The organism is Kolteria novifilia (assembly GCA_007748055.1).
Lineage (GTDB): Bacteria > Planctomycetota > Planctomycetia > Kolteriales > Kolteriaceae > Kolteria > Kolteria novifilia.
This window is the reverse complement of sequence record CP036279.1, coordinates 4645348-4666181: the sequence shown is the minus strand read 5'-3', so window position 1 is coordinate 4666181 and position 20834 is coordinate 4645348. Positions and strand designations below refer to the sequence as shown.

Sequence of the window (20834 nt, the reverse complement as noted above, 5' to 3'; positions counted from 1 at the left end):
ACATGCAGGGTGCAATGCCCCGTCCGCGTCTCGACACGTCCGGCACGCTCCTTCTCGTCGAGGATTGGCCCGAGAGCACCGATTTGACGGCGCTTTTTGGAAACGACCACCCCGTCGAGCTCGATATCGGCTGCGGAAAGGGGCTCTTTCTGCTCCAGGAAGGTCGGCGGCGCCCGGAGGCCAACTTCCTTGGGGTCGACTGGGCGCTCAAGTACGCTCGTCGGGCGGCGGAACGTCTGGTCAAGTACGAGGTGTCCAACGCGCGCGTCGTCGCGGGAGACATCTGGAAGATGTTGCCGACCATGGCGGATGCCTCCATCGCGGCGATCCACGTCTACTTTCCCGATCCCTGGTGGAAGCGTCGCCATCGCAAGCGTCGGCTCTTTTCGAGTACCTTTCTCGACACCGCCGCGCGGCTACTAAGAGATGACTCGCGGCTGCACGTCGCCACCGACGTCGAGGAGTACTTTGGCGTCATGATGAAGGAACTCGAACGCCACGAGCTCTTTGTTCCCGCCGAGTCTCCCGTCACCCCCGCGCCCGAGGAGGACGGCGATGCCGACTACCTCACCCACTTCGAGCGGAAGTACCGCTTGGAGGGCCGCGCGATCCACCGCACGATCTACAAACGCCTCGGTCGCTGACGCCGGAAGACTCTCGGCTTCGCGAACGGGACTTCTCCGGCGCCCCTTCCGGGTAGGGCGGATCTTTCCGGGAACATTGGCGTGTTAGGAATGTCCCGCATCGGTTGTAGCGACAGGAGAAGGTATAGTGGATGTAGTGATTGGCCGTTGGCGAGCGTGGTGAGACCTCGGTAAATGAGGGGAAGGTCGAGCATCCTCTCCCATGGAGGCTGGGGGAGAAGCCAAAAGAGATTGTGAATCGTCCCGTCCGGTTTCGCGAGGTGACGCTTATCTACCGGAGCATGCCGCTGGCTTTCGATCCACATGGAAAGGACTGACTCGTCTCATCGTGACGGTCGGAAGGTTCTTCGGTGTGGTGACGGCGGCGACCGGGCTTCGTTGCTTCGAGAAGAGTCAGTTGACATGGAAGTGGCGACCGCGAAACGTTACAGATAGACGAGCAACGTTTTCCTTGACCAAGCGGGGATTCCAATGATGTTTTCCGTACCGATTTTGACAGCGGCTCTGCTGTTGCCCCCCGTGGCCGCCGGGATGGAGCGACAGTTCGAAACGACGGAGAAGGACTTTGGGAGCGTGCCCCACGGCTCGATCTCGTCCTTCGATTTCGTCATGAAGAACAACAGCGACTCGCGAGTGCGCGTCAGCGGCGTTCGCTCGTCCTGCAAATGCGCCGAGCCCGAAGCTCTCACCTCGACGGCCGACCCGGGCGACGACCTCGTCGTTCGCGTGAAGTACAACGCGACCACCTTCACCGGCCCCCGAAGCATGTCGATCTATGTCACCTTCTCCGAGCCGGTCCACGAGACCGTGACGCTGCGGGTGAAGGGCTACAGTCGGTCCGACGTGACCATCACGCCGGGCTCGATCGACTTCGGCGTCGTCTCGCAGGGCAATGGAGCCACCAAGAAGGCGACCATCGACTACACCGGAGGCGATAGCAACTGGCAGATCGAAGAGATTCTTCCTGCTTCCCATGTCACCGTGACCAGTCGCGAACTCGATCGCCAGCTCGGGCGTATCCGCTACGAAGTCACCGCGACGCTCGGGAAGAACGCTCCGGCCGGGACGCTTTCGGAGATCGTCCAGATCAGGACCAACGATCCCAAGTCATCGCTTGTCCAACTGCACGTCGATGGGATCGTCAAGGCTCCCTTGATGGCCTCGCCGAGCGAACTCGACATTCCCAAGATCGTCGTGGGCCAGAAGGTGAAGCGGAAGGTCCTCCTCCGGGGCGACAAACCCTTCACCATCAAATGGGTCGATGGCGACATCGAGGGCATGAACGTCATGTGCACCGAAGGGCAGCGGAAGGTTCACATCCTTCAGGTCGAGTTCGAGCCGAAAGCCGAGGGCAAGTTCGATCGCACGCTCGAGGTGATGACCGACTTGAATAGCGAGAACGCGCTTCCCTACCGAATCGTGGCCAACGTCGAGAAGTAAGGTTCGCCAACCTGACGACACTGAAGTTGCCGCGCTCTTCCTTATGGGGAAGGGCGGGGCAACTTCGCTTTTTAGGGGTGGATCGCCGGACGATCACCATCATGGCCGATGACGTAACTCCTCCTCCCGCCGAGAACGACACCCCGAGTCCGTTGGACAAGGCTCCGTCGGACAAGGCTCGCCCGCCCGATGGGGATCGCCAGATCCTACCCAAGCGAGGGCGGTTGCTCGATCAAGTGATCGAGGCGATCCTCTTTGTGGGCGATCATGCCCTCGATCCCGACGAGTTTGTCACTCACTATCCTGAAATTGACGCCAGCGACGTGCGCAAAGCCGCGCGTCGACTGGGGGCTCGCTACCGGCGTGAACATCGGCCGTATCACATCTCCTTGACCGACAAGGGGTTCCAGCTAGGACTCTTGCCCGAACGACGCCGCCAAATCCTCGAACAGACCCGCCCGGACAAGGGGATTAAGCTCTCGCGCGAGGCGATCGAAGTCCTGTCGGTCGTGGCGTACAAACAGCCCGTCACCCGAGAGGAAGTGAGCCGCTTCCTCGGGGTCGAGTCGGGCAGCGCCCTGCGCCAGTTGGTCAAGCGGCGTCTGCTGGAGATCAATCCGTCGGAGTCCGGGAAGAAGGGAACCGAGCGTTACACCACCTCGTCGCGGTTTCTCGAGCTCTTTGGACTGAAGGATCTTGACGACCTGCCCGTGACCGAAGACCTCGCGAACATCTGACTCATCGCTTCCAGGCGCGGACTTGCCGCTCCACGGATGCTGTATCCGACGCTGCGCGTGTGCTGGTGCAATCCGGTTGCCAGTTCGTTTGGGCGAAGGCTTCCCATCCTGTGTGATCGTTACAGAAGTTGGGTTGATGAGTGTATCAATTGGGTGTTGATGGGTCGGATTTTTAGGCTAATTAACCGTTTCTTTATCAATTCTTCTTGACGATCGAGAATTCATGTTTAGGTTGAATCTCAGCTGCGCGCCTCCACCAGCATTCCGCCAACATTGGAAGCGCCGCAGTCGTGGCACGTGAGCGAACGTAGTCGTCGCTCCCGTGCTCGAACCCCCCGCCATCACAGCGTGTCGATGGCCGGCAGCTTTTTTTCGACTGGATGCTCCTTCCCAAGAGCCGACCCGAAGGATCGATGCGATTCTAAGCCCTTCGTGCGCGCTCACTTCGTCGTCAACTGCGACTGGATTGTCAATCTTCTCAGAATGATTGAGCGATCCGGGCGTTTCATGACGATGGTCTTTCGGAAGGACCATTCCGTCCCGTTGGTACGACCGCCCCTAAGGAGAACTCGTAGATGCCCTTGAGTCAGCTTGCCAGCCGTGCGGCTGGTCCCCTTTCGACTCTTCGCCGCTTTATTGTCAAGTCTCTCGACAGCAACGTCAGTGAGAACGATCACGCGGGTCGGATGGCCGCCTTTGAAAGTCTCAACGATCGTATCGTCCCCGCGAACTTCACGCTCAATGGAGAGACCCTTCTGATTCAGCTCCTCGAGGGTGAGAGTGTCACGCTCGACACCACGGGCGAAGGGAGCGCCGAGGATGGCGGTACCCTCACGTTGGACGGAACCCTCTGGTCGGGTACCGACGTCAACTATGACGACGAAGGTAACATCATTCCGATCGTGGTGGGCAAGGGACAGCAGATCCTGAACTTCGCCAACTTCTCCGATCCGGACGAAGGGGTGCCGGAGGTCACCAAGGTCGTGGTCAACGGCCTGAACGGCAATAGCTTCACGTTCGGCGAAACGATCGAGTCGGACCTCAATGCGAGCGTGTCGGTCGCCTTGACCAACGGTTTGGCGGTGACCAACACCGGCATCTTCTCGATCGACTCTCCCTTCTTCAATGACGCCCTGTCCATCACCGCCGACGGTGTCGACGTCACGCAGTCGGGAACGGACGCCGGCTTCTTGGTCGAGGGTAACTCCACCTTCGATCTGGGCCTGACGGGCAACCTGTTGCTCGACTCGTCCAACAACGCGTTCTGCGGCAGTACCACCACGGGCGAAATCGAGGTCATCAACGCCAACGACGTGACCATCGTCGAAGGCGACACCTTGGGTTGCTGTGACTATGACACCTACTTGGGCGGCATCAAGGCCAGTGGCGATCTCGACGTCACCAACGAGAGCGCCTACGGCGGCATCATCACCAACGACTCCGGCTATGGCTATGGCTATGGCTATGGACGGATTCTCGACATCGCCGGTTCCTCGACCTTCCGCGTGACCAGCGAGAACGGTGGTGACATTGAAATTGATGGCTACACTGAAGGCGGAGATTTCTTCGCCCACAAGTTCGGCGGTCCCGTCAGCATCTTCAGTGAGGCGATGTATTGCGTCGAGAACTACGTCGAAGCCGAGGGTGACCTGGTGATCGGCGATGTCGTCACCAACGGCACCGACGTTGGGTTCTTCGCGCGGATGAGCATCACGCAAACCGAGGATGGAGCCATCATCACCAAGGGTGGCGACGTTGAGGTTGGGCTCGATGTGATCGGCAACATCATCCTGGCGAACGCGGCCAACGACCTCTCCGATCCGGAAGCCGAAGAAGAAGAAGAGGGTTGCTGCGAGGGAGCCTTCTACGTCTACAGCGACACGATGAACTTGTCGCTCCAGACCAAGGGCGATCTGTGCGTCTTCTCCGAGGGCGGCACCGTCATCCAGGACGCGACCTTCGTCAGCGGCAAGAGCGTTGAGATCGACGGCCTGCGGGTCTTCGGCACGACGACGATCGAAGCCGCCGAGGATGTGCTGCTCGGCTACGTCGACGGCGAGGAGATCGATGGCGGCAACGACTTCTCCAAGCTCGGCATCACCCAGACCGGTTCCGAGTCGGAAGTCCTTGTTGTCGATCCCGGCGTGCTGACGCTCTTCGGTTCGATCGCCGGTAACCTCAAGGTCTACACCGAGGCGATCCTGACGCTCGGTGGCGGAATCGGCGACCTCTCGCTGGTCGGTGACGGTGAAGAGCCGCAAGAGTCCTTCTTCTTCTCCGAGGTTCGGACCGAGGTTCTTGGATCGACCGTCAATCTCGGAACGGGCGAGTCGAGCTTCGAGGCCGAGTCCAACGCCCCGCTGCTCGTCAGCGATAGTGGCGAGTTCGACGGACTGCTGACCTTCGGTGACGACGCCATCGTCAACGCCGAGGGTGGCATCAAGGTCGCGCCTGGCGCCGAGCTGATCGGTGGCGGAACGATCGTCGTTGGCGCCGCGGGTGTCGACGTCGCCGAAGGCGGATTGATCGCCCCGACCTCCACCGAGGAGCCGTTCACCGGTCTGCTCAACGTGGTCGGATCCCTGACGGTTGGCCCGCTTGGCCTCTTCGGGGCGGAAATCGCCAGTACCGAGGAAGGTGGCAACGATCTGACGACCGTCGAAGGGGTCGCCACGATCACCGACGCGGAACTGGCCCTCCAGATCAACCCGGGCTACGTCCCGGCCGTTGGGGACACCTTCACGATCCTCACCGCCGAATTGATCGAAGGTGAGTTCGGCAACCTCGACGAGAACGGTCAACTGGTCGTCGATGGCATCACCTTCCAGGTGACCACCACCGAGACTTCGGTCGACCTGGAAGTCGTCAGCGTCGTTCCGGTCGTGACCGGGGACGGCATCGGCCTCTATCGTCCGGGCACCGCCGAATTCGTCTTCAACACCAGCGACGTCTTCGACTTCAATGGCGATCAGTTCTTCACGCTCGTCTTCGGCGATGTCGGGGACCAGGGCTTCGTCGGGGACTTCACCGGCGACGGCCAGATGAACATCGCGGTCTACCGCGATCCGAGCGAGACCGATCCTGGCTTCTTCATCATCAATACCAGCTCGATCTTCTCCTTTGATCCGGATGCCTTCGTCATCACCGATGCGATCGGCAACGGCGACGAGATCGCATTCGCTGGCGACTGGGACGGTGACGGCGATGACGACCTCGGTCTCTATCGCAACGCCGACGCGACCTACGTGACGATCAATCTGCCGACGCTCGCTCCGGGTCAGACCGGCGCCGTCGGCATCGATCCGGCCACGCAGGTCCGCAACATCGTCTTCGGCAACCCGTCGTCGACCGAGAATCCGACCGATCCGCCGGCCGTCGGCAACTTCCGGAGCGACTTTGTCGCCGACCAGATCGGATTCGGTGCCCAGGGTACGCTCGACCTGGCCGCGGTCGACATCGCGTCGCTCGGCTTCGGTGACTTCTCGGTGACCGACTTCTTCAATCCCGATCCGGAAGTCTTCGGCACCACCGGCGACCAGCAGCTCAACGGCATGTACGAAGTCGATGAGGATGGCCTCGATCAACGCGGCGTCTTCCGCTCGTCGTCGGCCACCTTCTCGATCTCTTCGGGAAGCCAGCCCTCGTTCGTCTTCGGTGCCGTCGGTGACGTCGGCCTCGTCGGCAACTGGGTCGGTGGTCCGCTTCCCGTGACCGAGAGCCAGCTCGACTCGTTCTTCGAAGACGACGACGCGTAAGCGACTCTCGCCCTTCGAAGAAGACGAGAACAATTGGGCTCGTCGATCGGAACAGGGCTGAGCAAGCATGTCGGGGGCTTCGGCCCCTGACCGACTATCCGTCAACCATCCCAGCGGCCGGTTTGATTCCCATCAAGCCGGCCGTTTTCGTATTAGGGGGAAGAGACACCTATCCATCTTCCAAGGGAGGAAGCCGATGGTCTCTTCCTGGACGCTTCGCCGCGATACCGATGGCGTTCGTCATCTCGTCCTCGATGTTCCGGGTCGATCGGCCAACGCTCTTTCCCGCACGATCCTCGACGAACTCGACGCGGTCCTTGGCGAACTCGAGGAGGATCGCGACGCCGCGGGACTCGTGATCTCCAGTGGCAAGCCCAACTCGTTCATCGTCGGCGCCGATGTCGACGAGATCCGCTCGCTCGCCGGTCCGGAGGACGCGCGTGAGATGTCACGCCATGGACAGCGTGTCTTCGCTCGACTCGAATCCCTCCAGTTCCCGACCGTCGCCACGGTCTCCGGCCCGTGCCTGGGTGGAGGGCTCGAACTCGCCCTCGCATGCGATTACCTCCTCACCGACGAGCACCCCAAGACCCTGCTGGGACTTCCCGAGGTCAAGCTCGGCCTCGTTCCCGGCTGGGGCGGCACCGTTCGGCTACCCAAGCGGGTCGGACTGCTCAAGGCCATCGAGATGATCCCCGCCGGTCGCCGGCTGAACCCCGCTCAAGCGAAGAAGGCGGGTCTCGCCGACGCGGTGGTTTCCTCGGGGGATGACCTACTTGACCGAGCGAAGACCCTCCTTCGCGAACCACCTCCGCGATCGCCGAAGCCCTGGTCGCGGCGGTTGCTCGAGAGTCGCCTCGTGACGCCGTTGATCTTCTTTCGCGCCCAGTTCGTGGCGCACGCCGGTGGAGGAAGGCACTATCGGGCTCCGCACTGGGCCGTGGTGACGATCCAGAGGGGCTTTCACGCCAGTAGCGATGCCGGCTTCGAGGCCGAGAACGACGCCTGCGCGCACCTCGCGGAGGAGCCGACGACGCGCGAGTTGATTCGGCTCTTTGTCGTGACCGAGGAACTCAAGCGGGACCATCGCCGGAGGATCGCCGCCGCCGGGGCCAAGGTGCTCGAGCGCATCGGCATCGTCGGAGCCGGGACGATGGGGGCGAAGCTGGCGATCGTCGCCGTCAAGGCGGGCTATGACGTCACCCTTCAGGACGTCTCCCAGCCGCAACTCGAACGTGCCCGAGAGGCGTTCGATCGTTGGGTCGCAAGCGAGCGGAATCGGGGGCGGCTTGCCGGCGATGTTGCTCCTCGGCTCACCATCAGCGACTCGATCGAGCGTCTCGTGGATGCCGACCTGGTTATCGAGGCGATCGTCGAGGATCTGGCGATCAAGCAAGCGTTGCTCGGCAAGCTTTCGTCCCTCGTCGCGCCGGAGACCATTCTCGCCACCAACACCAGTTCGTTTCGCGTCGCCGAGGTCATGGGAGGCGTGGAGCATCCCGAACGGACGGTGGGCTTGCACTTCTTCAATCCACCCGACAAGACCCGTCTCGTGGAGGTCGTCCCGGCGGAAGCGACCAGTGACACGACGCTGGCGACGGGATTGGCGCTCGCCGAGAAGGTGGGCAAGACGGCCGTGGTGACGACCGACACGTCGGGCTTCCTGGCGAATCGGCTCTTCGTGCCGTACCTCAACGAGACGGGATATCTCCTCACGGAGCTGAAGGACCCTTTGATGCTCGATCGGACGATGAAGCGCTTCGGCTTTCCGATGGGGCCGCTGCGCTTGACGCAACTCGTCGGGCTGGGCGTCGCCGAGAAGGTGCTCGCGTCGTTCCACGAGGCCTACGGCGAGCGGTTCGCGATGGCGCCGGCCTGGAAGTCGCTGCTTGACACCGGCGCGGGCAAGCCGGTCGCGTCGCTCCTCGATTCCAGGGAGCGTTCGCTCAGCGACGAGGCCAAGCAGGTGCTGGAGGGGCTGCCGGGGACGCGGTCGACCTTGTCCAAGCAGGAGATCATTGATCGGCTCACCCTAGCGATCATCAACGAGGCCGGGCGCTGCCTGGAGGAGGGAGTGGTCGAGCGAAGTGATCACGTTGATCTGACGATGATTCTCGCGGCCGGTTTTCCACCCTTTCGTGGCGGGCCACTCCAGTATGGCTGGAGTTTGGGATGGTCGAGCGTGGTCGAGACGCTGGACCGTCTCGCCGAGAGCCGACCCCGCTATGAGCCATGCGACTGGCTCCGGGAGCAGGTCAAGAAATAGAAACGGCCGACCTCGAAAGGCCGGCCATCTCGCGTTGTTGCTTGGTATGTAGCTGTTTCAGTCAACCCTCGTGAGGGAAGACGGTCTTAGCCACAGGTCTGGCAGCTGCTGCAGCCGTCGCAGGTGGGCTCGCAGACCGGAACGGCCACTTTGCACTTGATCTTCTTCTCGACCATGATGCACTTCTTGACCTGGATTTCCTTCTCGACGGTCACCGGCACGCAGACCTTGTAGTTGACCTGCTTCTTGTACGGAACCTGCTTGCAGACCGTCACGTAGTACTTGCGGGTCTTCTTGACCGGCACGCAGACGGTGTAGTGGCAATCCTTGGTCTTCTCTTCGCTGACCATCTTGCAGCACTTGACGGTACGGGTCCGCTTCTCGGGCTTGCAGACGGTGCAGGTGTACTCGTAAGGCTCGTCGACCATGATCTGCTTGCAGACGGTGCAGGGAACCTGCTTCTTGACGACCTTGGGGCACCAAACCTTCTTGGTGCAGCACTTGGTCTTGGGGCAGCAGGGGTTGCAAGGATCGCAGACCTGGGTGCATTCGCACTTCTCTTCCCAGTGACCTTGATCTTCGCAGACGGTCTTCATGACCGTTTCCTTGACGGTCTTGCAGACCTTACGCGTTCCCGTGCGCTTCTCCTTGTGGGGAACCATCACGGTGTAGGTCTCTTTCTTCTCTTCCCAAACCGGCTTGCAGACGGTGTACTTCACCTTCTTGACACGCTTCTCGGGAACCATGACCGTGTAGTCGCAGGAACGCTCCTGCTTCTCGGAAACGGTCTTGTAGCAGGTCACCTCTTTGGTGCGGGTTTCCCACTTGTTCTCGGTGCACTTGATCTTCTTCGTCTCGGTGACCCACTTGGGCACCATGACCGTCTTCTCGACCTCCTGGTAGCAGGTCTGCGGCTGGCAGCAAGTCGTCTCGCAGCAGCTCGTCTCGCAACAAGTCGTGGGCTGGCAGCAACACGACTTCTTCTTCTTGAACCCGAAGGCGCTCGCCGTGTCGGCAACCGCCATGACCAACGCTAGCGTCGCCAGCCCGGTCACCATCTTTCTCATCATGATAGATGATCCTTCCAATTGGGGAGTTGTGACGTACCCGGTAAACCGCTCACTGTGTCGTGGCATCAGTGCGGAGTATAAACATTCGCGTAAATTGGGCAAGAAGAATTTGTTGGGCAAAATAAAGCCTCTTTTGGGCTTTGGGAAGCCTGTGGGAGGTGTGGAAGCTTTGCGGGACGACTGGATCCAATGGACCCTCCGCGAACCTTCTCCCTGGAAGCCTTCCCAGTCCCCCTGACCGTTACAACGAGTCCTGCGCATTGCTAAGGAAACAAGATCTAGCGACAATGGATCTTGCCAAATGCCGCAAAAAGTCTCTCGATTGCTATCTGATCGTGCGCGGCGCTGATACTGAGCCTTATGCGGGCTGTGCCATTCGGAACGGTTGGGGGGCGAATCGCCGCCGCCCAGCACCCATCTTCCCTTAGCCATTCGGCCCAAAGAAGCACCCTCTCGGAGCTCTCCGCGAGGACCGGAACGATCGGCGTTCGCGACTTCTCCACATCGAAGCCGAGTTGCGCGAGTCGTTCGCGGATCTCCTTGGCCCGGGTAAGAACCGCGCGGCGGCGCTGCGGCTCCCGGTCGAGAAGATCGAGCGCTTCCAGCACGCCGGCCACGTTCGGAGGAGCCAACGCTGTCGAGTAGATGTAGCTGCGGCAGTGGTTGACGAGCCAATCGCGCCAGCGCCGGGTCGTCATCAGGAAGCCTCCGACGCCACCCAATGCCTTGCCGAAGGTGCCGAACCGTAGCGGGACGCGACCGCGGAGGTCGAGTTCCTCGGCCAGGCCGCCTCCGGTCGTCCCCAACACCCCGATGGCGTGGGCCTCGTCAAGGTAGAGCAGGGCGTCGTGGCGCTCGGCGATCGCGGTGAGTCGCTCGAGAGGAGCGACATCGCCGTCCATGCTGAAGACGCTGTCGGTGACGATCCAACGTTGCCGGGCTTGCTCCTTGCCCAGCCGTTGTTCGAGTATGTCGAGCTCTCCAGTCCGATAGACCCGTAGTCGAGCCCCGGAGAGTCGGCAACCGTCGACGAGGCTCGCGTGGTTTCTCTTATCGCAGAAGATGACATCCTCGGCACCGGCGATCGCGGAGAGGATGCCGACGTTGCCCCCGAAACCGCTCGGGAAGAGGAGGACCGCTTCGGCGCCGGTCCATGCGGCGAGGCGTTCCTCCAGTTCGAGATGGGGTTGGTGATACCCGGTGAGGAGTGGGGAAGCGGTCGCCCCCCAGCCGATCCGCTCGAGTCGCTTCGCCGCTCCTTCCGCGACACGGGGATCGGCCGCGAGTCCGAGATAGTCGTTGGATGCGAAGTCGACGTACTCCCGGCCGTCGATGGTGACGAATCCGGGGCGCCGAGCGGTGACGACGTGCCGGGAACGGTTGAGGGATTGCTCCGCGAGTCGCTCGAGGTCACCCTCCAGCCAATCGGGTTCGTGGGGTGTCATCATGATTTCTTCGTAGCCCGCCGTCACCGGGTTTGCAACCGGGAGCGGAGTCCCACGGGGCGCGTCCGTCGCTTCCCGGCACGCCATCGCCAACCGCAACTCCCGTCGGGCAGGCCATTGCCTGCCATCCGCGAGACTGTGCGATTGAGAGGGCTACGAAGAGTACCGACCGTCGTTCGTGTCGAGCTCTTGAATTCCCCTCTCCCTGTGGGAGAGTGAGCCTCTTGTTCCCCTCTCCCTGTGGGAGAGTGAGCCTCTTGTTCCCCTCTCCCTGTGGGAGAGCGAGCCTCTTGTTCCCCTCTCCCCGTGGGAGAGTGAGCCTCTTGTTCCCCTCTCCCCGTGGGAGAGTGAGCCTCTTGTTCCCCTCTCCCCGTGGGAGAGTGAGCCTCTTGTTCCCCTCTCCCCGTGGGAGAGTGAGCCTCTTGTTCCCCTCTCCCTGTGGGAGAGGGGTTAGGGGTGAGGGGGCTCTTTCCCCGACGAGCCTTCTGCTTATTCTGAGCGTATCGTCCCCTCACCCGTCTCGCTTCGCTCGCCGACCTCTCCCCGTGGGAGAGGTGAGGAGAACCAGATTTCGAGAGATCGACCAACCACTACGAGGAGCGCCGACCGTCGTTCGAGTCAGGCCATTGCCTGACCTACGAGGAGAGGGCGGGGCCTCGAAATCTCTTTCAAAAATAGGGGCGGAATTCGCGCGGTGAGGACTCCGTCGCGACGTAGAATACGCCGCACTCTAGAGGGCGTGGAGCCCGCCCGTGGGCGGCGATTCGTGGACCTCGCCGGTGGCGGCGGTCGGTTCGCTCCACCTTGTTGGAAGGAGGTTCGATGGAACAAGCTTCGTGGGCGATCGTTTCCAGCGACGGCCCCTTGGTGGCGGCATCCATCCACTCAGGTCACTCGGTTCGCCGAGATGTGGTTGCCTACCTGGCGGTGAGCGAAGACGATCGTTTGCGTGAAGAAGATCCCTTCACCGATCAGTGGACACTGATTGCCCCTTCGCGGATCAACGTGTTCAAATCGCGTTTCGAGTTCGACCTGAACCGACCGCGCGAACGCTGCATCTACCTCACCCCGGACGACGCCTGGGGGCTTCGCGTCTGGAACCGACGTCCCTCCGCCGAGGTGATCGAGGGGACGTTGGCCCTCTACGACGCCTTTTACGTCGACCTTGAGCAACTCCTCGGCACGCTGCTCTCGAAGCATCGTCGCGTCGTCGTCTACGATCTACATACCTACAACCACCGACGACTCGGCCCCGGCCGTGCCGTCGCCGATCCTAGGCAGAACCCCGACGTCAACCTCGGGACGGGAACCATGGATCGCGGACGATGGTCGCGCGTGGTCGACCGTTTCCTCTCTCGGATGAGCGATGTTGGGATTGAGGGACGACGCCTCGACGTCCGCGAGAACGTGAAGTTTCGGGGAGGGCATTTCCCCCGTTGGATTCACGATACTTTCCCCGACTCGGTCTGCGTGCTTTCGATCGAGTTCAAGAAGTTCTTCATGGACGAGTGGACCGGACAACCGGACAACGAGGCGCTCGACGCGATCACGCAAGCGCTCGGGGCGACGACCGAAGCGGTTCTCGAGGAACTGGCCCGATCATGATGAGTCGCGTCGCGCCCAGTTTGGCGATCACCGACGAGTTGCTGGAGGACGTGCGGCAGCGTCTGCTCGCGGGAAAGCGGGTTCGCTGCGCGCTCGGCGATGGCGGACGGCTGCACATCGATCGCCAACTCCCGTTTCTTTGTCTCTACCGCGTTCCGCCGGGGGGCGGGGATGAGGGGACCGACCAACTCGTCTGTGGCGAGGCTTCCTTTCTGATCGCGATGGGCCCTAAACGTGCCGATCCCCAGATCGCGCGCTTGATCGCCGTCGTGGTCGAGACGCTATCAGAGCGTTTCGGCGACTTCCTGCTCCTGGAGATCTGGTCGGCGCCCGATCGGGATGTCGCGGTGGCGGCCGATCGCGATGACGTGGTGCCGACGGAACTTCAGCCGGACTTCGTCATCTCCGCGCGTGGGCCCAATATCCCGCGGCGGACCGTCGACACGCTGCGGCGTCATCTGCTTCGGGTGAGCATGCTCAAACAGCAAGCCACGGTCCATTTCGACCCGGTGCTCCGGGCGCATCCTTCCGACCGGACGTACCTTCTCAAGGCCGATCCGGGACGCTCGCGACGCTGTCACCAACTCGGGCTTTGCGTGCGCCCCATCTATCGGGATCACGAGTCGGGCGAACTCTTTCCCCAAGTACTGCGGGAGCTAACTCGGGGCATGGGGCGGGCGCTCAAGCAGAGCTTCTTCACGTTCGCCAAGACACACACCACGGCGACGCCCAGGCACTTCTATTCGCTCGGCCGCAACGCGATGGTCAAAGCGGTCTGGGATGTCGATCGGCGTCTCGCCGAAATCAGCGGGGCGTTCGACTTCATCTTGCAGGTGACGCCGGTCAACGCGGAGGGGGCGTGGCGCGAGTTCCGCCGCGGACGATTCGAGCACGCTCCGAGCTTCTACTACCGCCCCCTGGTCGTCGAGCCGACGATGCTCAAGCGGCAGATCTTCGACGTTCCCATTGAGAAGATCGAGGATCCGACCCTCTCGGAGCTCTTCCGTCAGCGCCAGGACGAGCTTGATCGCAAGATCACGATGCTCTCGGATATCGGCACGCCGCGTTTTCTTCTCGGGAGCCGGCAAGTCTACGGCGATGTCGAGTCCGATCTCCTGGAGGTCGCCGCCTCGCTGCTCGAGCATGTTCCCACCCGTCAGGACTTGCGCGGGGGGAAGCTCAACGCGAAGGAGTTCGCCGAGCGAGCGGAGAAGGAGGTCGCCTTCTACCGTGCGCGAATGCCGTCGTTTGTCGCCGAGGTCCAAGTTCGCGAGGATCTCTTCTCGGGCCTCCTCTGCTCGGGCGGCGATCTGCTCATCGGTCATCAAGTGACGGTCCCCGCCGGCCGGGTCGAGGCCCTGCTACAGCACGAAGTCGGCACGCATTTGTTGACGCACTACAACGGCCTGATGGAACCGTTTCGGCAACTCCACTCCGGCTTCGCGGGCTACGACGCGTTGCAGGAAGGGTTGGCGGTGCTGACGGAGTATCTCGTCGGGGGCCTTAGCCGGGCGCGGATGCGCATCCTCGCCGCCCGGGTGCTCGCGGCTCGCATGATGATCGACGGCGCCAGCTTCATCGAAACCTTTCGCTGCCTTGACCGGGAACACGCCTTCTCGCAGCGCAGCGCCTACACGATCACGATGCGCACGTACCGCGGCGGAGGCTTGACCAAGGATGCGGTCTACTTGCGGGGACTGATGGAGATCCTCGAGTACCTCCGCAACGGGGGGGAGTTCGAGCCCCTCTTCGTCGGAAAGATCGCCGCCGATCATATTCCACTGATCAAGGAGCTGCTTCACCGAAACGTCCTCGATCCGCCCGTGTTGCGGCCTCGCTACTTCGAGATGAAGGGAGTGGGGGAACGGATCGAACGGACGCGCCACGGCTTGAGCGCGCTCGACTTAGTGATGGGGCCCTCAGCATGAAAATCGGTTTCGTCGTCAACGACATCGCCACCGAGGACGCCAACTACACGACCACCAGGCTCGCGATGGCGGCGGCCAATCGTGGGCATGAGCCTTGGCTGATCGGGTCGGGCGATCTTGCCTTCGATCCCGACGATACGGTGCGCGCCCGCGCTCGCACGGTCCGCAAGGCGAACTTCAAGTCGACCAAGATCTTCCTCGAGGAGTTGCGAAGCTCCAAGGGGGTCGCCGAACGGATCTCGGTCGATGACCTCGACGTCCTGCTCCTGCGCAGCGATCCCGCCGAGGACAAGGGGAAGCGGACGTGGGCCCAGATGGCGGGGATCAACTTTGGACGGGCCGCGATGCGTCGTGGTGTCATCGTCCTCAACGACCCCGATCGACTCGCCTAAGCGATCAACAAGATGTACTTTCAGCTCTTCCCCGAGGAGGTTCGCCCCGCGACCTTGATCACCCGCGATCGGTCCGAGATTAGGGATTTCGCGAAGGAGCAGGGGGGAAGGATCGTCATCAAACCGTTGCAAGGGTCGGGCGGCCAGGGGGTCTTCCTCGTCGACGCGGAGAATCTCGGCAACCTCAATCAGATGATCGAGGCAGTCAGCCGTGACGGCTACGTCGTCGCCCAGGAGTACCTGGAGGCGGCCGCCGAGGGGGACATGCGCCTCTTCATGATGAACGGCCAGCCGCTGCGCTTTAAGGGTCGCTACGCCGCGTTCCGCCGACTTCGTTCGGGCGATGACATCCGCAGCAACATTCACGCCGGGGGCGAAAAGGCCAAGGCGGTCGTCGACGATGTCGCGCTGCACATCGCCGAGATCGTCCGCCCGAAGCTCGTCGAGGATGGGATGTTCTTCGTCGGTCTCGACATTGTCGGGAGCAAACTGATGGAGATCAACGTCTTCAGCCCCGGCGGCCTTGGCAGCGCCCGCCAGTTCGAGGGAGTCAACTTCGCCGAGGCGGTCATCGTCGCCCTCGAACGCAAAGTCGAGTACATGGGCTACTACAAGCGAAACTTCAACAACATCGACATGGCGACGCTGTAGCCAGTAGAGTGGGGAACGAGTCGACGCGATCCCGTGCGGCGGTCGACGCTGGTTCCTTCGACGATGTTTTGGAGAGGCGCCATGGAGTGGAGCGAATTCGGACGAGTGGCGTTGGCGGCGGGTCTCGGGGCGATCGTCGGACTTGAACGAGAAATCCGCGACAAACCGGCCGGGTTGCGAACCCACATCCTGGTCGGTGCCGGCTCGGCACTGTTGTTGGTCCTCGGAAGTCCCGTCATCGCGGAGTTCAAGGAACAGGGGGAGGACTTCGTCAACTCCGATCCCATTCGCGTCATGCAAGCGATCATCGTCGGGATCAGCGTGCTCGGCGCGGGCACGATCTTCCATGAGGGGGCTCACCGGGTCGAGGGCCTCACCACCGCGGCGTCGATTTTTCTCACCGCCGGAATTGGCATCGCCGTCGGAGTCGGCAAGTGGCCCCTCGCCCTCGGGACCACCATGGGGGCGTTCGTCGTCCTCTTCGTCGTCGGCTGGATCGAACGACTCTGCGGCCGCAATCGGGATGTGTAGCAGCGTGATCCAATGACATCGGGTGCCACTGGCTGCTCGTCAGCCAGTGACGATGAGCCAGAGGATTCGGTCGAAGGATTGCTCGCTCGCGATCCGGTATTCCCGCTCGTGACGATTGCGCCTGGACCTCCCCCCGCCGTGCGGTTCCCAGCACTCAATCGCGATGGATTCCCTTCGATCGACGAACCGATTCGGCGAAGAGAGAGCGTTGCAGAGATCGCGATGAGGATGAACCAGGCATGCACGAACGACGCGTCGACCTTCGCAATTGGTGGCTTTGGGCCTTGCTCGCGTTGTTCGTTCTCGCCCCTTCGGCCCAAGCGGGGGATCGCTACTACCTGATCCTCTTCGGTTCCGAGTCCGATCCCAAACGGGCGAAGCACACCCATACCTACGGGACGGTCTTTCGGGCCTCGGGGGACTTGGCCGATCCGTCGCAGTGTCGTCTCGAGGCTTACACGATCAGTTGGATGCCGGCGGACCTGAAGATCAAGGTGTTGCGGATGTGGCCGGAGCCGGGTGCCAACTTGGGGCTCTTCGAGACCTTCGCGTGGGCCGAGTCGAATTGCATGAGCACCGACTTTTGGGGGCCCTATGAGATCCGCCACCGGCAGTTCTGCCGAGTTATCCGCCGCCTCACCATCCTCGAGGGCGGCACGATCAAGTATCAGTGCATCGATCCTCTCTTGGGAATTCGCAACAACGTCAGCGACTGCATTCATGCCCTCTCGGACATCGACGCCACCACCGGCAGGCTGCGCTACCCGCTGATCCTCTTTGGCAAGGCCGCGACCAATCACATCGCCAAACGCGTCGTCCGAAATCGCGCCCAGATCCATCGCTGCGAGAACAAGGAATGGCTCGTTCGCCGTCTGGGGCTCGAGGCGATGGGATTCCGGCACCGCCATGAGTGCGTCACTCCGAAGAAGTCCCTCTCGCGTCGTCAGATGCGCGAGATCGAGCGGGCTCCCTACGGCGTTCGTTGCTGGCCTCGGCCTGACTTCATCATTCCCGCGGGAGCCTGCCACGACCAACGCATCTCCCTGTCGCTCGAGTCGTCCGATCCCGGTGAACTCTCCATCACGTCCGACCTGGCGGCCAAAGCGGGCGTTTCCAGTACCGCGACCTACGAACCTCACGTGATCGTCGACCTCAAGGTGGACGAAGCCCCCGCCCTCGAGGCGTCGCTCCCAACGACGAACTAGGCTTCGTCGAAACCAAATGTTCGGGTGCCAAGTCGAGACCTGGCGTTCGGGTGCCACTGGCTGCTTGTCAGCCAGTGCGAACGCGTTGCGTCGTCGGCAACCCGAGACTGGACGTTTGACGGTGCACTCGTGTCCTGTTTGGCAAGTTCGCAACGTGAAACTTCATCCCTGATCGGGCGGATGCTTGCCGAATCAAAGGCGTTGCCCGCATGTCCACGACGAGCGTGGGTCTCCTACGCCTAACACGACTCACGTTTGCGTGCGCGGAAGCCCAATCCTCGTACCGAGTCTCCGTTGCGTCCTCACCCCACGACGCTAAGGTGACGGGGAGATCGTGGCGGGCTGCTGGGAACAAGGGCGAGGGCGGAAATCGTGTCGAACGTGTGGACGTGGATCGCGTTGGGGCTGATCGTTCTAGGGGGCGGTTTGCTCACGCCCGCTCTCGTCATGGCCCAAGAGAATCCGACCGAGACGCCGACTTCGGAGAAAACGCCGGGCAAGGAGGCGGTCGACGGCGAAGGTGTCGCGCTGGGTCGCGTCGACGTCGAGGCGTCGGCGGAGGATCCCGACATCTCCGCGCGGTTGCTTCGCATCCTCGATGCGACCGGTTGGTTCAATCGGCCGGAGGTGAATGTCGACAGCGGGGTGGTCTTCCTTCAAGGATCGACGAGCCGGGACCAGTACAAGCAGTGGGCGACGTCGCTGGCACAGAAAACCGAAGGAGTGACCGCGGTGGTCAATCGGGTCGAGGTCGTTCCTCGGCCGATCTGGGACTTCACCCCCGCGTTCGATCAGCTCCGCAGCTTGTGGCGCGGCGCCGTGCAGTCGATTCCGCTCGTCATCGCCGGAGTGTTGATCCTCGTGCTGTCGGTCGTCGCCACCCGAGCGACCACGACCCTGGCCCGCGTTGTTTTGCGACGCCGGATGTCCAACCGCTTGCTCAGCGATGTGCTGGCGCGAGCGATCGGCATCCCCGTTTTCCTGATTGGTCTTTACGTCGTTCTGCACGTGGCGGGCCTGACCCGGCTGGCGCTGACGGTCCTCGGGGGCACGGGAGTCGCGGGCTTGGTGATTGGCATCGCGTTTCGGGACATCGCGGAGAACTTCCTCGCGAGTCTCTTGATCAGCGTCCAGAACCCCTTCCGTGTCGGCGACCTCATCAAGATCAACGACCACCTCGGCATCGTCGAGAAGGTGACCGTTCGCGGAACCCTGCTGATGGCTTTCGACGGGACCTACATTCAGATCCCCAACGCGACGATTTACAAGAACGTCATTCTCAACCTGTCGGCCAACTCGCGTTCCCGGCTCGATTTCACGCTCGCGCTTGGCTACGACGTGCCGATCAACCGGGCCCAGGAGGTGGCGATCGAGGCTCTCCGGGGTCACGAGGCGGTCGTCGACGAGCCGGCGCCGATGATCCTGGCGGAGAGTCTTGGCAGTGCCGCGGTGGGGCTGCGCGTCTACTTTTGGATCGATTCGACGACCTACGCTCCCCCCAAGGTTCTCTCCTCGGTCATCCGCCGCGTGAAGAACGCCTTTGTTCGACAGGGGATCGCCCTGGCCGACGAGGAGCGCGAGATCGTCTTCCCCGACGGCGTGCCGGTACGGATGGTTTCCGAGAGGCATGCCGAGGAGGTGGTTCACGATGGGCACGGCGAGAAAAACGAACCGGTCGCGGAGTCGGACGAGATCGCGACCACCGGTGAGGGCGACCTCGGCAGCGAGCAGACGCAGATGCGCACCCAGGTCGAGCACTCACGGCAGCCCGAGGAAGGGACCAACCTCCTCGATAGCTAGCAGTCCGTCGAATGAAGGCCTCGATAGGGCAGCCTCGTAGGGCAGTCCATTGCCTGCCATTGGCGAACGACGACGATGGCGGGTCGAGACCCACCCGACGATACTTGGTGACGGAGAGGGCAACGGTGGCTTTCGGATGAAGATGGTGTCATGCGATCTCCGAAGCCGCAACGCGGCGGCCGAATATAGCCTGGCGGCGCAAGCCCCAGGTCTCGGGCGGGAACCGATTAGAGTCCCGAAGGGACGACAGAGGGTGAGTCAACGGACTGCTAGCGCCCGGTCGATTCCCTGGTCGTGCGGATGTGGCCGTAGTTGAGCAGCGCGACGAACAGACTCCCGCCGATCGTGTTGCCGATCACGGCCATGACGATGAAGTGAACGACTTGCTCCCAACCGATCGGAGCCCGACCGAGCACGGCGGCGAAGACCTCGGCAGACCCCGCGATGCTGTGGTGAAGATGCCCCAATCCGATGACGAAGGTGACGATGTAGATCGCCAGAAGCTGGCCGGTGCCGCTCCCGACGGCGGCGATGAGCCAGGCTCCTTGGGCCATGAGCCAACCGCCCAATACCGCGCTGAAGATCATGGTCGTCGTGTCGATCGAGACGAGCTGTTGGGCGAGGATGGCGTAGCCCTCATTCGCGTGAATGGTGCCCTCGGCGGCTTGAAGCAAGCACGCGCTGGCAAAGGCTCCGAGGAGATTGCCGACAAAGACGACGACCCAGAGACGGGCCAATTGTTGGAGAGACGCTCGTCGATCGAGGACCGGATAGACCGCCGTCGCGGTGTGTTCGGTGAAGAGTTCCGTACCGCTGACGATGCAGATGATGAAGCCGAGCGGATAGGCGGCGGCCGTCGCGATCCGCCGGACGAAGTCGTTCTCGACGCCCGCGACCGCCAAGGTGACGACCGCGACCGCCATGACGGTGAACCCCAGGATCAACCCCGCCGCGACGGAGGAGAGCACCAGCGAGAGCAGGGGGCGGCCGAGTTGTTCGACTCCCTCGTGAATCGTTCGTTCGAGGACGTCATCGGGATGTCGGCGGATCTCGTCGATCCGTTTGACGATGACCGGGGTAAAGGAGCGATCCTCGGCCTTGCGTTCCTTGGATCGCTCCGTCGAGGGTTTGCTGTCCTCGGCGGGCTGGCCGTCGGGAAGGAGGATCTCGTGGTCTGCTTCGCCGCTCACTTGGTCGGTGCTCCTGGTGGGGAGAAACGGCTCCCCGTGGACCCGCGCCCTCCTGATCGGATCCATGCCGATGCGTCGAGAGGGATCGGGGCACCCCATTCTAGCAAGCGGTCGAACGATACGATGCAGGCGGTGACGAACGACGCGAAAGGGAGGTGAGTTGAGAGTCGATGAC

General features: G+C 62.3%; 15 protein-coding genes. 12 read left to right on the top strand and 3 right to left on the bottom strand.

The features are described from left to right. Positions 1 to 14 precede the first annotated feature (14 nt). From trmB to Pan216_RS17120, 5 genes are all read left to right on the top strand, one after another. Positions 15 to 644, top strand: a complete 630-nt coding sequence (trmB, locus tag Pan216_RS17140; protein WP_419192652.1) for a tRNA (guanosine(46)-N7)-methyltransferase TrmB — start codon at positions 15 to 17, stop codon at positions 642 to 644. Positions 645 to 1115: 471 nt separating this feature from the next. Continuing rightward, positions 1116 to 2084: a DUF1573 domain-containing protein gene (locus Pan216_RS17135; protein WP_145259684.1), complete on the top strand. Its 969-nt coding sequence runs from the start codon at positions 1116 to 1118 to the stop codon at positions 2082 to 2084. 101 nt (positions 2085 to 2185) lie between these two features. Next, positions 2186 to 2821, top strand: coding sequence for an SMC-Scp complex subunit ScpB (gene scpB, locus Pan216_RS17130; protein WP_145259682.1), 636 nt, complete (start codon positions 2186 to 2188; stop codon positions 2819 to 2821). A gap of 575 nt (positions 2822 to 3396) precedes the next feature. Then, the gene (locus tag Pan216_RS17125; protein ID WP_145259679.1) at positions 3397 to 6576 is read left to right on the top strand and encodes a hypothetical protein; all 3180 of its coding nucleotides are present in this window, start codon (positions 3397 to 3399) and stop codon (positions 6574 to 6576) included. A 196-nt stretch (positions 6577 to 6772) separates the two neighbouring features. Beyond that, positions 6773 to 8842, top strand: coding sequence for a 3-hydroxyacyl-CoA dehydrogenase NAD-binding domain-containing protein (locus Pan216_RS17120; RefSeq protein ID WP_419192651.1), 2070 nt, complete (start codon positions 6773 to 6775; stop codon positions 8840 to 8842). An 86-nt stretch (positions 8843 to 8928) separates the two neighbouring features. On the opposite strand, the gene Pan216_RS17115 is transcribed toward Pan216_RS17120, so the two are convergent. Continuing rightward, positions 8929 to 9912, bottom strand: coding sequence for a hypothetical protein (locus Pan216_RS17115; RefSeq protein ID WP_419192650.1), 984 nt, complete (start codon positions 9910 to 9912; stop codon positions 8929 to 8931). A gap of 278 nt (positions 9913 to 10190) precedes the next feature. Beyond that, the gene (bioF, locus tag Pan216_RS17110) at positions 10191 to 11360 is read right to left on the bottom strand and encodes an 8-amino-7-oxononanoate synthase (protein ID WP_419192649.1); all 1170 of its coding nucleotides are present in this window, start codon (positions 11358 to 11360) and stop codon (positions 10191 to 10193) included. Positions 11361 to 12179: 819 nt separating this feature from the next. On the opposite strand from bioF, the gene Pan216_RS17105 reads away from it, so the two are divergent. From Pan216_RS17105 to Pan216_RS17080, 7 genes are all read left to right on the top strand, one after another. Further along, complete coding sequence (locus Pan216_RS17105; protein ID WP_145259671.1) at positions 12180 to 12962, top strand: N-formylglutamate amidohydrolase; 783 nt, start codon at positions 12180 to 12182, stop codon at positions 12960 to 12962. Next, positions 12959 to 14890, top strand: a complete 1932-nt coding sequence (locus tag Pan216_RS17100; protein ID WP_145259668.1) for a flavohemoglobin expression-modulating QEGLA motif protein — start codon at positions 12959 to 12961, stop codon at positions 14888 to 14890. Before Pan216_RS17105 ends, Pan216_RS17100 begins: the two co-directional genes overlap by 4 nt. Next, on the top strand, positions 14887 to 15282 hold the full coding sequence (locus Pan216_RS28455; protein ID WP_419192648.1) for a hypothetical protein: 396 nt from the start codon (positions 14887 to 14889) through the stop codon (positions 15280 to 15282). The genes Pan216_RS17100 and Pan216_RS28455 overlap by 4 nt, the downstream gene beginning before the upstream one ends. A 12-nt stretch (positions 15283 to 15294) precedes the next feature. Continuing rightward, a complete protein-coding gene (locus Pan216_RS28450) occupies positions 15295 to 15933 on the top strand; it encodes an ATP-grasp domain-containing protein (protein ID WP_419192647.1) in 639 nt (212 codons plus the stop codon). A gap of 81 nt (positions 15934 to 16014) precedes the next feature. Further along, positions 16015 to 16464 carry an MgtC/SapB family protein gene (locus Pan216_RS17090; protein ID WP_419192646.1) on the top strand — a complete coding sequence of 150 codons (450 nt, stop codon included), beginning with the start codon at positions 16015 to 16017 and terminating at the stop codon, positions 16462 to 16464. 239 nt (positions 16465 to 16703) lie between these two features. Further along, positions 16704 to 17669, top strand: coding sequence for a hypothetical protein (locus tag Pan216_RS17085; protein ID WP_145259664.1), 966 nt, complete (start codon positions 16704 to 16706; stop codon positions 17667 to 17669). Positions 17670 to 18041: 372 nt separating this feature from the next. Continuing rightward, on the top strand, positions 18042 to 19469 hold the full coding sequence (locus Pan216_RS17080; RefSeq protein WP_145259662.1) for a mechanosensitive ion channel family protein: 1428 nt from the start codon (positions 18042 to 18044) through the stop codon (positions 19467 to 19469). Positions 19470 to 19738: 269 nt separating this feature from the next. Here Pan216_RS17080 and Pan216_RS17075 read toward each other — a convergent pair whose 3' ends face one another. Continuing rightward, positions 19739 to 20659 carry a formate/nitrite transporter family protein gene (locus Pan216_RS17075; protein WP_419192645.1) on the bottom strand — a complete coding sequence of 307 codons (921 nt, stop codon included), beginning with the start codon at positions 20657 to 20659 and terminating at the stop codon, positions 19739 to 19741. Between the last annotated feature and the right edge of the window lie 175 nt (positions 20660 to 20834).